Raw genomic sequence first — 13,464 nt, 5'->3', positions numbered from 1 at the left:
ACAATTGTGCCGCATTCGCGCCCGCAGTGCACGCGGGCGCGATGATCAGCCGCTAAAGGTCATTTCTTGAAGCGTTCGGTCAGCGCATCGGCCACCACTGGGTGGACGAACTTGCTGATATCACCACCCAGCGCGGCAATTTCCCGGACCAGGGTCGAGGAAATGAACGAATAACGCTCCGAAGGCGTGAGGAACAGACTCTCGACGTCGGGGGCCAGTTGCCGGTTCATGTTCGCCAGCTGAAACTCGTACTCGAAGTCGGACACCGCACGCAGGCCACGCAGGAAGACGTTGGCGCCCTGCTCCTTGGCGAAATGCGCCAGCAGGGAGGAGAAGCCGATGACTTCGACATTGGGCAGGTGCTTGGTGACCTCACGGGCGAGCTCCACCCGTTGTTCCAGCGGGAACAGCGGGTTTTTCTTCGGGCTGGCCGCCACCGCGATGATCACGTGGTCGAACAGCCGCGAGGCGCGCTCGACCAGGTCGCCATGGCCTTTGGTAATGGGGTCGAAAGTACCCGGGTACAACACTCGGTTCATCGCGTCATCCTGGCTGGAGTGCGTGGGGGAGTCGGATGGTAGCGCAGCGACGGCGCCCCGGCCAAGTCATGCGGCCGGCTGACGGCACTATAGACAGGGGGCCTGTTCCTTGTCATGCACTGTGTGCCAGGCGGGCGACCAGTGCTTCGGTGAGCCTGGCACTGATGGCATACACCGACAGTTGCGGGTTGGCGCCGATACTGGTGGGGAACAGCGAGCCGTCGTGAACCGACAGGTTTTCCAGCTGGTGATGGCGGCCAAGGCTGTCGCATACCGCCTGGCGCGGGTCGTCGCCGAGGGCGCAGCCACCCATCACGTGAGCGCTGCCCAGGCGTGTGCGGAACGGCTCCAGGCGCAACCGGTCGATCATGGCCAAGGCCTGCGCCAGGTTGGACGCGGCGCTGGCATCGCTGTGCACGGGGGTGACCTGGGTGGCGCCGGCGGCGAACTGGATCTGCGCCATGCTGCGGTAGGCGCGGCGCAGCCCGTCGCGCAGGTAGTCGGTGATCGGGTAATCGAGCACCGGTGAGCCATCGCCGCGCAGCTCCACGGCCCCGCCCTGGCTTTGCGGGTGGAAGCCGTCACGCAGCAGCGCCAGCATCACGTGGGTATGTGGCAGCGCGGCCATGCGCTGGGCATTCTCGTGGCCATGCCCGCCCAGCAGCGTGGTGGCCAGGGCCGGGTGCAGCGGTGGCACCTCCAGCTTGTAGCCAATCGGGCCATCGTTGCCGCCTTGCCATTGGAAGTGGTCGCTGTAGATGGACTGCGGAGCGCCGTAGTAGGGGTCGATACGATCGTTGAAGCGTGCTGCGCTGAAGTTGACCAGGTGCAGGAAGGTACGTTTGCCCAGGCGGCCATGCGGGTCGGGCGCGTCGGAACGCAGCAGCAGGGCCGGGCTGTTGATGCCACCACCGGCAAGGATGTAGTGACGCGCGCGAACGCGGATCTGCCGGCCTGTGGTGTGTATGCCCTGGCTATCCAGCGCCTGGCATGACAGGCCCTGGATGCGCTCGCCGTTGTGTTCGAAGCGCTCGGCCCGAGCCAGGTACAGCAGCTCGCCGCCTTGTTCGAGGGTGGCGGGAATACGTGTGACCAGCATCGACTGCTTGGCATTCACCGGGCAACCCATGCCGCAGTAGCCTAGGTTCCAGCAGCCGCGCACGTTGCGCGGGATCACCGCCCAGCGGTAGCCCAGCTGTTCGCAGCCACGGCGCAGCACTTCGTTGTTGGCGTTCGGTGGCAGGGCCCAAGGGGTGATGCCCAGCTCTTGCTCGATGCGCTCGAACCAGGGGCGCATCTGCTCCTCGCCCAGGCCGCTCACCTTGTGGGCTGCGGCCCAGTGGGCCAGGGTCTGTGGCGGCGTGCGAAAGCTGGAGGTCCAGTTGACCAGCGTGGTGCCGCCCACGGCGCGGCCCTGGAGGATGGTGATGGCGCCGTCCTTGCTCATGCGGCCCAGGCCTTCCTGGTACAGGCTGGCATAGGCTTCGTTTTCCAGCAGGTGGAAATCGCTGCTGGTCTTCAGTGGGCCTTCTTCGATCAGCAGCACCTTGAAGCCGGCAGTGCTGAGCATTTGCGCGCTGGTAGCGCCACCGGCACCGCTGCCGATCACGGCAACGTCGGCTTCCAGCGTGAGGTCGTGCTCCAGGCGCGAGGCGTCGTGGGTGATCCAGCCGCTTTCCAGGCCTTGGCGAAACGGGTCGGGTACAGGCATTGGCGCTGCTCTTGTTGTTTTCAGATTTTCGGTGGCCCGGGGTAGCCGCAGGCGGCCCAGGATTCGGGGCGTTCGTACCAGGCCATCTGCAGCAACTGCAGCAGCGAGGCGTGGCCCATGCGCAGCAGGTTCAGCGAGCTGTCCTGCCAACGTTTCAGGAAGGCCGTGACCTGCGCGGCGCTGGCTTGCTCCCAGGCGCCCCAGACCCCGGTCAGTGGGCCGCGGGTGAGCGGCAGGTTGAGCACGTCGAACAACTGCCGGGTGAGTTTGAGTATTTCCGGCGACAGCGCCGCCAGTTTGTGGTCGAGGCTATGCAGCACCAGTGTCTCGGCGGTTTGGGTGCCGGCCAGTACCACCGGGATCAGCGCGCGCAGCAGCGGCAGGTCGTCGTCGCGCAGTACCTGGTAACCCGTTGCGGCTGTCTGTGCGCTGCAGCCGACCAGGCTGGTACCCGCCAGAAAGACGCTGGCGCCAAGGCTGAAGCGCAGCAGTTCGCGGCGGTGCATGGGCTCGCCCTCAGCGGATGAAAAGCTTGAAGACCAGGCGCTGCAAGGCTTTGCCATAGGGCGGGTAGATCAGCCGGGCAGCGTTGAAGCGTTGCTTGGCCAGCACCGCCTTGGCCTTGCTGAAGGTCAGGAAGCCGTCGTGGCCATGGTAATGGCCCATGCCTGAAGGGCCGATGCCGCCGAACGGCAAGTCATCCTGGGCCACGTGCAGCAGGGTGTCGTTCAGGCACACTCCGCCGGAGTGGGTGTGGCGCAGCACCTGCTCCTGGGCTGCGCGGTCATAGCCGAAGTAGTAAAGCGCCAGCGGGCGCGGGCGCTGGTTGATGTAGGCCAGTGCCTGCTCGAGGCTGTCGTAGGGCACCAGCGGCAGCAATGGGCCGAAGATTTCGTCCTGCATCACCTGCATGCCGTCGTTCACCCCCAGTAGCAGGTGGGGTGGCAGGCGCCGGCCCTGGCGGGCTTCACCGGGGTACAGGTCGAGTACCTGCGCACCTTTGGCGTGGGCATCGTCCAGTAGATGCTGCAAGCGCTGCAGCTGGCGCTGGTTGATGATGGCGGTGTAGTCGGGGTTGTCGGCGATGCGCGGGTACAGCCGGCGTACGGCACGCTGGTAGGCATCGCTGAAGGCATCCAGGCGCTCGCGTGGCACCAGCACGTAGTCGGGGGCGACGCAGGTCTGGCCGGCATTGAGGGTCTTGCCGAAGGCGATGCGCTCGGCGGCGCTGTCCAGCGGTACGTCGGCAGAGACTATGGCCGGCGACTTGCCGCCCAGTTCTAGGGTGACGGGGGTCAGGTTGTGCGCCGCAGCCAGCATTACCTGGCGCCCCACGCTGGTGGCGCCGGTGAACAGCAGGTGATCGAACGGCAGGCGGGCAAAGGCCTGGCCTACCTCGACTTCGCCGAGCACCACGCTGACCAGATCGGTGGGGAACACCTGCTCCAGCAGTTGCTTGAGCGCCTGGCCAGTGGCAGGCGTGGCTTCGCTGAGCTTGAGCATGACCCGGTTGCCGGCGGCCAGGGCACAGGTCAGTGGGCCGATGGCAAGGAACAGCGGGTAGTTCCACGGCACGATGATGCCGACCACGCCCAGGGGTTGGTAGCGCACCTGCGCGCTGGCCGGCTGGAAGGCCAGGCCGACCTTGCGCCGGCTGGCGCGCATCCAGCGCTGCAGGTGCTTTTCGGCGTGACGCAGGCCTTGCACCGAGGGCAGCAGCTCGGCCAGCAGGGTCTCGTCGGCGCTGCGCCCCTCAAAGTCCTGGCCGATTGCCTCGATCAGTTCGGCCTGGCCGGCCAGCAAGGCTTCCCGCAGGCTTTTCAGCCATTGGCGCCGCTGCGCCGCCGCTGGCGATGAGTTGCCGGCAAAAGCCTGGCGCTGGGTGGCGAACGTCGCCGCAAGGTCGAGGTCGGATTGCACAGGGGGCAAGGCACTGGGCGAGTTCATGGCGGCGTCGAGTCCGGGGAGGGAATCCCTAGAGTCTATACTCTAATTTGTACGATGGTGCGAATTTTTCCGCGTTGTCGAGCGGTGCATTCCATTGCCAATACGCCGTAAGATGACCCTTTGATGAAGGCCCGCAGACTGGGAGCTGAGCATGGCCCCGCGCATGAAGACCCGAGAGCGCATCGTGCAGAACAGCCTCGAGCTGTTCAACCAGCAGGGCGAACGCAGCGTCAGTACCAACCACATTGCCGCGCACATGGAAATTTCGCCCGGCAACCTGTATTACCACTTCCCCAACAAGCAGGCGATCATCGCTTTGCTGTTCAGTCAGTACGAAGAACTGGTGGACAGCTTCCTGCGCCCGCCGCAAGGCCGTGCGGCGACCGTGGAGGACAAGCGCTTCTACCTGAAGGCGCTGTTGGCGGAGATGTGGAACTACCGTTTTCTGCATCGTGATCTGGAACACCTGCTGGACAGCGACCCGGAGCTGGCCGCACGTTATCGGCGCTTTTCCGAACGATGCCTGCGTCAGGGCCAGGCGATCTACCGCGGTTTCGTCGAGGCGGGCATCCTGGCCATGACACAAGCCCAGATCGAATCGCTGACCATCAATGCCTGGATCGTATTGACGTCCTGGGTACGTTTTCTCAGCACCACGCGGGAACATTCCGCGCATCTGGGTGAAGAAGCCTTCAAGCGCGGCGTCTACCAGGTACTGGTGCTGGAGCTCGGTTTCGTCACCGACAACGCCCGCAATGCGGTGGACGCCCTTTGCCAGGAATTCCATGTACCGTTCAACCAGGCCCTGGAGCACTAACCCAGGGCCTCAGTGTTATCGATAGTGCCTTCGATCAGGAGATTGTCATGCCCCTTGCGCAATTGATCACCCCGCAGCAGTTGGCCGAGCGTCTGGGCTCGCCCAAGTTGGTGATCCTCGACTGCCGCTTTGCCCTCGAGGATGTGGACTATGGCCAACGCAGCTATGCCCAGGGGCATATTGCCGGAGCGCATTTTGCTGACCTGGAGCGTGACCTCAGCGGGCCTGTGAGCAAGGGACGCACCGGGCGCCACCCATTGCCGGATGCGCGCCGGTTGGTCGAGCGCCTGCGTGAGTGGGGCCTGGACGATGACAGCGAGGTGGTGCTGTACGACGACGGCCCTGGCGCTTTTGCCGCCCGTGCCTGGTGGCTGCTGGCCTGGCTGGGCAAGCGCAGCGGTGTAGCGATCCTCGATGGTGGCCTGAAGGCCTGGCATGCGGCGCACCTGCCGCTCAGCCTGGACCCGCCGCTCAAGCGGGAAGGCACCTTCAACGGTGAGCCGGACGGCAAGCTGCTGATCGATGCCGAGCACCTGGCCAAGCGTCTGGGTAACCCAGACCTGACCTTGATCGATGCGCGTGCCTTGCCGCGCTTCCGTGGCGAAGTGGAACCGATCGACCCGGTTGCGGGACATATTCCGGGGGCGCAGTGCGCGGCGTTTACCGACAACCTTGGGGCTGATGGGCGTTTTCTGCCTTCGGACCAGCTAAAACAGCGCTTTGCTGAAAAGCTCGCCGGGCGTGCACCGGAGCAGTTGGTGGCGTATTGCGGGTCGGGGGTGACGGCGTGTCATAACCTTTTCGCCTTGGCGTTGGCGGGATATCCACTGGGCAAGCTGTATGCCGGGTCGTGGAGCGAGTGGATCAACGATCCGCAGCATGGCGTAGCCACTGGCGAGTAAGCAGGCCCGGCCTCATCGCCGGCAAGCCAGCTCCCGCAGGTACATCACTACCCATCGGGCCTGTGCCATACCTGTGGGAACTGGCTTGCCGGCGATTAGGTCGGTACTGCCAATGAAAACTGCAGCTCCTATTGGCCTTCCACCAACCACTGTGGAATCCGCCGCTCCAGGTAATACCCCGGGTTACGCAGGCTGCCATCGACAAACCCCACATGGCCGCCGCGGCTGTGCAGTTCGAAGCGGGTCTGCGGCGCCAGTTCGCGGGCCGTTGGCAGGCTGTGGCCGGAGACGAAAGGGTCATCGCTGGAATGGATGATCAGCGTCGGCGTGCGGTTCTGGCCGAGGAAGAAATGGCTCGATGAGCGGCGGTAGTAGTCGTGCGCATCGCGAAAACCGTTCAGCGGTGCGGTGACCTTGCCGTCGAATTCCCAGAACGTGCGCAGGTTGACCAGCGGCCCCAGCCGTTGCAGCGTCGCTAGCCGTTCATGCTGGCCCTTGTCGTGGAAGTGCCGCTGCTTGAGCTGAACATAAGCCAGCATCTCGCGCATGAAATGCGCCTGGTACACCTTTGAAAAGCCCTGGCCGATGCGGTCGGCGCAGTGATCCAGGCGAAACGGCACCGACACTGCCACCGCAGCCTGCAACTGGCTGGCGACACCGCTTTCGCCAAGGTATTTCAGCAGCACATTGCCCCCTAGCGAATAACCCACCGCATACAACGGCGCCAACGGGCGCTGGGCGCGCAGGTGGCTGACGATTTCGGCCAGGTCTTCGCTGGCACCGGAATGGTAGCTGCGTGGCAGCAGGTTGGGCTCGCCCGAGCAACCGCGCCAGTTCACCGCCACGCTGGCCCAGCCGCGGCCGTGCAGCGCTTGCTGCAAACCTTTGACGTAGGGCGAGTGGGAGGAGCCGGTCAAACCGTGCAGGACCAGCACCAACGGCGCGTGGGGCTGGTGCGGGCCGTGCCAGTCCAGGTCGATGAAGTCGCCATCGGCCAGCCATAGCCGCTCGCGGTTGCGCTGCAGTTCAGGCAGCTTGCGCCACAGTGGCCCCCACAGAGTTTGCAGGTGGGGGTTGGACAGGCCGATGGCCGGGCGGAATGTGGCGCTGGGGCTGGGCATGCTAGGCGACTCGTGATGTGCCTGCCTAGAGTGCCATGAAACAACGCCACTGTACCTGCGCTATTGGTCGGTGGCTGGCAGCGGTTGCTGGTCGACACGTGGGCCGACACTGACCAGTACCTCGCAGTTCAAGTCGAGACGGTCTTGCATCGCCGCGCAGATATCTGCCGGGCTCAGCCTACCGATGCGCTCGATGTAGCTGTTCAGGTGGTCTGCAGGCTGATGTTGGTGGGTTATCTCCGTCAGCAATGCTGCCAGGCTGTTGTTTTGCGCCACACCACGCAGTAATTGCCCGGCCAGCTGTTTGCACGCCAGCTGCAGTTCGGCCTTGGTTGGCCCTTGCTCGATGAAATCGCACAGCAAGGTTGCTACCAGTTCCTGCGAGCATTGCACGTACCGTGGCGCGATGTCCCACTCTATGGTGAACAGCCCGCCGGCACTCAACGGCGAAGCGCGGCTGTAGATGCCGTAGGTCAACCCGCGACGTTGGCGCAGTTCCACCATCAGGCGCGATTCAAGGCCTGAAGCCAACACTTCACTGGCTAGCACAATGGCTGGGAAATCCGGGTCATTGGCGGGAACGTTCATGGGCAATGCCAGCAGCACTGCGCTGCTGTTGCCGGGCTGTTCGACGTTGATGGTTGCATGGGTAGCTTCCGGAACGGCTGGCAGGTCAGCGGCGGACCAGCCTTGCGGCAGGGCTTGGCTGATCTGTTGCGCGATGGCTTGCGCCTCGCTCAGGGCCAGGTCCCCGACAAGCACCATTTCCAGGTTGCTGGCGCTATAGGCGCGTTGGTGGAATGCCCGCAAGTCTTCAGGGCTGACGGCGTTCACGCCTTGAATGGTGCTGCCCAGCGGGTTGCCATAGGGATGCCCCTGGAACAGATGGCGAAACGCCTCGCTACGCGCCCTGAGCCTGGGGCGCCGTTCGCGGGATGCGTTGTGCTGCACGAACTGGCGCTTGATCTTTTCCAGGGCAGGCGCGGGGAAAGCCGGGTTTGCCACAAGGTCGGTAAACAGGTCCAGGGCTGGTGCGAGTATCGTTTTCGTGCTCACGCTGCGCAGGCTCAGCGTTGCATGCTCCAGGCGTATCTGCTTTTCCATGATCGCGCCCAGGCGCTCCATGCCCTCAGCTTGCCTGGCGCTGGTGTAGCGCCGGCTGCCCTCGTCGAGCATGTACAGCGTCAAGGCTGCCAGGCCGGGTTGCAAGGTGTCCTGGGCCGTGCCTGCCTTGAACCGCAAGACCACATCTACGATAGGCAGCCCGCGGGCTTCGACGAACTTCACGCCTGTACCTGCTTCCGTGGTCCACGCCTGCACCTGCGTCTGAGGGGTTTCGAGCTGGTCCAGATCAACGCCTTGGACCGAGACCAGACCACTGTGACTTCCGTTGGCTACAGCCGGTTGCGGGATGCTCGCGATCTTGTCATTCATCGGTACTTTCCTTGTGGTGCATGAAGGTGATGGCCGCACGGGCTTCAGTCAGGAATTCCAGCGCAATCAGGCCTACCTGCTCGGCTGTCACGGCTTCGATGGCTTGTCGCTCATCGTCCAGGGCAACGGGGTCCAGACCGCAGGCGGCCTGTTTGCCGATGGCCTCTGCCTGTTTGCCGATGTCGTCTCTTGCGAATAGTTGCCTGGCCAGCAGGCGAGCCTTGGCGCGTTGAAGATCTTCCTTGGAGGGGGCCGACTGGCGGAACGCTTCGATTTCCTGCATCAGCCTTTCGGCTGCTGCCTCCGGCGTAACCTGCGGGCTGCAGAACGCGTACAAGGTCAGCAGGCTGTCACCGCGCTGCCATGGCTCATAGGTCGCTCTCAGGCCCTGTAGCAGCGGAGTGTCTTGTATCAACAGGCGCTGCAGCGTGCTGGCGTGGCCTTCAGCAAGAATGTCCGGCAGCAGGCGCAGTGCGCAGGCTTGTGAGCCAGAGCGGGCGGTGCATTGGCTGGGAAGGTTGAAGCTGATGAGCACGCCGGTGTTCAGGCCATGCCAGCGCAGGGTCTGGCTGCGCCGAACCTGCCCAGAAGGCATTGTGGGTTTTTGCCGTGTTGGCAGGCGGTTGGCGGGGATCGCTGCAAAGTGCCGTGTAACCAGCTTTTGCAGCTGGGCCAGGGCAATGTCACCAGCCACGGCGAGCGTGGCATTGTTGGGGTGGTACCAGGTCTGGTACCAGGTGCGCGCCGCCGTCGGGGTCATATGGTCGAGGTCGGTCTTGTGGCCGGTCACGGGGTTGCCATAGCCGCTGTTGCCATAGGCCAGCAACTGGTGATGTTCCACTGCCAGTGCCAAGGGGCTGTTGTCGATATCCTCGCGGCGCTCGGCCATGACTACTGCCAGTTCACGGGCAAAAGGCACGTCGCTGAGGGTGGCGCTGGCCATGACGTCGGCCAGCGCCTCCAAGGCAATTTCCAGGCGGTTGCGTGGCAAAGTCAGCGGAAAGACCGTGGCATCGGGGTAGGTAAAGGCATTTGGGTCACCGCCCAGGCGGCTCATGAGGGCTGAATACTGGCCTGGAGCCAGTTTGCTGCTGCCCTCGAACAGCAGATGCTCCAGGGCGTGGGACAGGCCGGTGTGGCCCTCAGGCTCGTAGCTGGAGCCTACGTGGTACCACAGCTGCACGCTGACCAGCGGCGCGCGGTTGTCTTCACGCAGGTAGACGCGCAGGCCGTTGGCGAGGGTAAAGCTGTGCACCGAGCCTGCCGGCGCGGGTGGGGCGGGGTGGTCGGTCATGGTTGAAGTGCTCCTGCAGGAATCGGAGGAGCAGCTTCAGCCATGAAGGCGGCGGGTTTGTGGTAACTAAATACGGCAACCCAGGGTTACCGGATCAACCCCGTTGCCAAAGTGCGTAGTGCACCTGGCCGGTCTTTTTCTCGCGGTGCAGGCGCCAGTTGCCCGGCAACTGCAAGGTCGACGGGGCAGCCTCGCTTTCTGTGTAGACCCACGCCTGCTCGCGCAGCCACTGGTTCTGTTCCAGCAGGTTGCAGGTGTCTGCCAGCAGGTCCTGGTGGAACGGCGGGTCGAGGAACACCACGTCGAACTGCTGCTTGGCCGGGCCTTGCAGATAGCGCAGGGCGTCGGTCTGCAGGATTTGCCCGCGCGGGCAGCGCAGGATCTCGAGGTTGTTCTTCAGGTTGGCGATGGCCGCCGGGTTGCTGTCCAGCGCGACCGCGTCCTCGGCCCCGCGGGACAGGGCTTCGAGCACCAGGGCACCGCTGCCGGTGAAGGCGTCCAGAACGCGGGCACCCTCGATACAGGGGGCCAGCCAGTTGAACAGGGTTTCCCGCACTCTGTCAGGCGTTGGCCGCAGGCCTTCGCCTTCCGGCACCGCCAGACGTCGGCTGCGCCACTCGCCGGCGATGATGCGCAGGTGGCCCTGGCCCTTGCTGTGGCCCGGTTGTGGGCGGGCGGTAGGGGTGGATCTTGGCATTAGTGCTCCGGTACCCCGAGCGGCTGCTCGGAGGGCTTGTCAGTAGGGGCTGGCAGCGGTTTTTGCGGCACTTTCGGGCCAGCGGTGACGATCACCAGTTTATCGGCTGACAGGTGTTTGTTCATGGCCGTCCTTACCTGCTCGACGGTGAGGGCCTGGGACTGCTGCATGAAGTCCTCCAGCCAGGTCAGCGGCAGGTTGTAGAAGCCAATGGCACCCAGTTGGCCGACGATGCTGGCGTTGCTGGCATTGGACAGCGGGAAGCTGCCGGCCAGTTCGCGCTTGGCATCGTCCAGCTCCTGCTGGGTGGGGCCGGCCTTGAGGTAGTCGGCGAGAATATCCTGCACCAGCTTGAGCGTGCCCTCGCTGAGTTCGGCACGGGTCTGCAGGTTGATCATGAACGGGCCGCGAACCTGCATCGGGCTGAACACCGAGTACACACCGTAGGTCAGGCCGCGCTTTTCACGTACCTCGCTCATCAGCCGGGTGCCGAACGCACCGCCGCCGAGGATCTGGTTGCCCAGTGACAGGGCCGGCCAGTCCGGGTCCTGGCGGTCGATGCCGAGTTCGGCCAGCATCAGGTGGGTCTGCTTGGACGGGAAGTCGATGTGGGTCAGGCCTGCCTTGGCTTCGCCGGGTTGGGCCGGTGCGGCCAGCGCGGGGCCCTTGGGCAGGCCAGCTGATACCTGGGCGGCGATGACTTCGGCCTCGGCGCGGCTGAGGTCGCCGACCAGGGCGATGACCGCGTTGCCGCTGGTGTAGGCCTTGGCGTGGAAGGCGCGCAGCTGTTCCAGGGTGATGCCGCTGATGCTTTCGGCAGTGCCGTCGCTCGGGTGGGCGTAGGGGTGGTCGCCGTAGAGCTTGGCGAACAGGGCCTTGCCAGCGACCTTGCCAGGGTTCTGCTTTTCATACTCGAAGCCGGCCAGCATCTGGTTCTTGATGCGCTTGAGGGCGTCTTCAGGGAAGGTCGGCTTGCCAGTCACTTCGGTGAACAGCTTGAGCGCCGGTTCACGCTTGTCCTTGGCACTGAGGCTGCGCAGCGAAGCCACGGCCATATCGCGGTAGGAGCCGTTGCCAAAGTCGGCACCCAGCCCCTCGAAGCCTTCGGCGATGGCAGTCACATCCTTGCCGGCCACGCCTTCGTTGAGCATGGCGTTGGTCAGGGCGGCCAGGCCTGGCGTGCCGCCATCCTGGCTACTGCCGGCGGCGAAGGTGATGCGCAGGTCGAACATCGGCAGTTCGCGGGCCTCGACGAACAGCACGCGGGCGCCTTCTGCAGTGTTCCAGTGCTGTATGTTCAACTGGCGCCGGCTGGGCGCCTTGCCATCCAGTTCGGCCAGTGACTGCAAGGTATTGGCCGGGCGTGCCGCGTTGCTGTCGGCCTTGGCGGCGTTGTCGGCCATGGCCGGGGCGGCCAGCACCGCCGCCAGCGCCAGGGCGCGGATGCCCGTGGCCAGCAGGGTTGGGCGTGGTGCGCGGCGATCACTCATGAGCGGACTCCTCGGGCAATACATGGGCAACGCTCAGGCGTTCGCGGGTGAAGTAGGTGCGCGCGGCGTTCTGGATGTCCTGCGGGGTAACGCGCTTGAGCTCGTCCAGCTCGCTGTCGATCAGCTTCCACGACAGGCCGACGGTTTCCAGCTGGCCGATGGTAGTGGCCTGGCTGCTGATGGAGTCGCGGTCGTAGACCAGGCCGGCAATGACCTGGGCGCGTACGCGCTCCAGCTCTTCGGCGCTGGGCGGGGTGGTCTTGAGCTCATCAAGCAGCTGCCAGATGCCTTTCTCGACATCGGCGAGGGTTTTTTGCTTCTGCACGTTCGGCGTGGCCGAGATCAGGAACAGGCTGTCGCCGCGGGTGAAGGCGTTGTAGCTGGACGAAGCGCCGGCCACCAGTTCCTGGCCGCGTTCCAGGCGTGCCGGCATGCGGGCGCTGTAGCCGCCGTCGAGCAATGCCGAGATAAGGCGCAGGGCATGCACCGTACGCGGATCCTTGGCGGTGGGCAGGCCAGGTACGTTGAAACCGTAGATCAGGCTCGGCAACTGGGTGCGCACGTGCAGCGTCAGCTGGCGCTGGCCTGGTTGGGCCAGCTCGAGCGGCAACTTGGCCGGTGGCACGGCGCGTTTGGGGATGCTGCCGAAGTACTTCTGCGCCAGGCCCTTGACCTCATCGACGGTGACATCGCCGACCACCACCAGGGAGGCGTTATTGGGGGCGTACCAGGATTCGTACCAGTGGCGCAGTTCCTCGACCTTCATGCGCTCCAGGTCGGCCATCCAGCCGATGGTCGGGGTATGGTAGCCGCTGGCCGGGTAGGCCATGGCGCGGAACAGCTCGAACGCCTTGGAGTTGGGCTGATCGTCGGTGCGCAGGCGGCGTTCTTCCTTGATCACCTCGATTTCGCGGCTGAATTCGTCAGCGGGCAGGCGCAGGCTGGCCAGGCGGTCGGCCTCCAGCTCCAGGGCCACCGGCAGGCGGTCGCGGGCCAGCACCTGGTAATAGGCGGTGTAGTCGTCGCTGGTGAAGGCGTTTTCTTCGGCGCCTATGTCACGCAGGATGCGCGAGGCCTCACCGGGGCCGACCTTGGCGCTGCCCTTGAACATCATGTGTTCCAGCGCATGGGACAGGCCGGTCTGGCCAGGGGTTTCGTAGCTGGAGCCAACCTTGTACCAGATCTGCGAGACCACCACCGGGGCGCGGTGGTCCTCGCGCACGACTACTTTCAGGCCGTTGTCGAGGATGAATTCGTGGGTGGGTTGCACATCGGCGGCGAAGACCGCGAGCGGCAGGCAGAGCGTGCCGAGCAACAGGCCAGCGGCGCGGCGGGCTAGAGCATTCATACGGTGTTTAACCTGTTCGGCGGCCCGCTGGTTTAGCGTCGGCGGGCCAGGAGGTGCTAGGATACTGATCCGGTTGCCTGGCGACCATGCCTGTCGCCGTTCTGGCCCGCAGGACACTAAGACAAAACGTTGCGCATGAACCAGCCGGCTTCAAGATAGTCTGT

The 13,464-nt window shown here is 64.6% G+C and carries 12 protein-coding genes; 2 read left to right on the top strand and 10 right to left on the bottom strand.

Features of this window, described 5'->3' with window-relative positions; translation table 11 throughout:
* Nucleotides 1-59: 59 nt before the first annotated feature.
* From coaD to NY023_RS25980, 4 genes are all read right to left on the bottom strand, one after another.
* Nucleotides 60-539 (bottom strand): pantetheine-phosphate adenylyltransferase, encoded by a 480-nt coding sequence (gene coaD, locus NY023_RS25995; RefSeq protein WP_003249065.1) that lies wholly within the window; start codon nt 537-539, stop codon nt 60-62.
* Between the two features lie 112 nt (nt 540-651).
* Nucleotides 652-2,250, bottom strand: a complete 1,599-nt coding sequence (locus NY023_RS25990) for a GMC family oxidoreductase (protein ID WP_013974642.1) — start codon at nt 2,248-2,250, stop codon at nt 652-654.
* A gap of 20 nt (nt 2,251-2,270) precedes the next feature.
* Nucleotides 2,271-2,756 carry a hypothetical protein gene (locus NY023_RS25985; protein WP_013974641.1) on the bottom strand — a complete coding sequence of 162 codons (486 nt, stop codon included), beginning with the start codon at nt 2,754-2,756 and terminating at the stop codon, nt 2,271-2,273.
* 10 nt (nt 2,757-2,766) lie between these two features.
* Nucleotides 2,767-4,197, bottom strand: coding sequence for a coniferyl aldehyde dehydrogenase (locus NY023_RS25980; RefSeq protein WP_013974640.1), 1,431 nt, complete (start codon nt 4,195-4,197; stop codon nt 2,767-2,769).
* Between the two features lie 151 nt (nt 4,198-4,348).
* On the opposite strand from NY023_RS25980, the gene NY023_RS25975 reads away from it, so the two are divergent.
* Complete coding sequence (locus NY023_RS25975) at nt 4,349-5,014, top strand: TetR/AcrR family transcriptional regulator (protein ID WP_013974639.1); 666 nt, start codon at nt 4,349-4,351, stop codon at nt 5,012-5,014.
* A gap of 47 nt (nt 5,015-5,061) precedes the next feature.
* Nucleotides 5,062-5,916, top strand: coding sequence for a sulfurtransferase (locus tag NY023_RS25970; RefSeq protein WP_013974638.1), 855 nt, complete (start codon nt 5,062-5,064; stop codon nt 5,914-5,916).
* A 128-nt stretch (nt 5,917-6,044) separates the two neighbouring features.
* Here the strand turns inward: NY023_RS25970 and NY023_RS25965 are convergent, their stop codons facing one another.
* The 6 genes from NY023_RS25965 to NY023_RS25940 form a co-directional block, all read right to left on the bottom strand.
* A complete protein-coding gene (locus tag NY023_RS25965) occupies nt 6,045-7,037 on the bottom strand; it encodes a hydrolase (protein WP_013974637.1) in 993 nt (330 codons plus the stop codon).
* Between the two features lie 60 nt (nt 7,038-7,097).
* Entirely contained in the window at nt 7,098-8,471 is a 1,374-nt protein-coding gene (locus tag NY023_RS25960) for a M16 family metallopeptidase (RefSeq protein WP_023663003.1), read from the bottom strand.
* Entirely contained in the window at nt 8,464-9,765 is a 1,302-nt protein-coding gene (locus NY023_RS25955; RefSeq protein WP_013974635.1) for a M16 family metallopeptidase, read from the bottom strand. Before NY023_RS25955 ends, NY023_RS25960 begins: the two co-directional genes overlap by 8 nt.
* 94 nt (nt 9,766-9,859) lie before the next feature.
* Nucleotides 9,860-10,462: a 16S rRNA (guanine(966)-N(2))-methyltransferase RsmD gene (gene rsmD, locus NY023_RS25950; protein ID WP_013974634.1), complete on the bottom strand. Its 603-nt coding sequence runs from the start codon at nt 10,460-10,462 to the stop codon at nt 9,860-9,862.
* Nucleotides 10,462-11,952: a M16 family metallopeptidase gene (locus NY023_RS25945; protein ID WP_013974633.1), complete on the bottom strand. Its 1,491-nt coding sequence runs from the start codon at nt 11,950-11,952 to the stop codon at nt 10,462-10,464. The genes rsmD and NY023_RS25945 overlap by 1 nt, the downstream gene beginning before the upstream one ends.
* Nucleotides 11,945-13,300 (bottom strand): M16 family metallopeptidase, encoded by a 1,356-nt coding sequence (locus tag NY023_RS25940; RefSeq protein ID WP_013974632.1) that lies wholly within the window; start codon nt 13,298-13,300, stop codon nt 11,945-11,947. Before NY023_RS25940 ends, NY023_RS25945 begins: the two co-directional genes overlap by 8 nt.
* Nucleotides 13,301-13,464 lie beyond the last annotated feature (164 nt).

Source organism: Pseudomonas sp. NBB (assembly GCF_032701105.1).
GTDB classification, from domain to species: domain Bacteria; phylum Pseudomonadota; class Gammaproteobacteria; order Pseudomonadales; family Pseudomonadaceae; genus Aquipseudomonas; species Aquipseudomonas asiatica.
The sequence above is the reverse complement of the archived record's forward strand: the minus strand, read 5'-3'. Positions and strand labels throughout refer to the sequence as shown.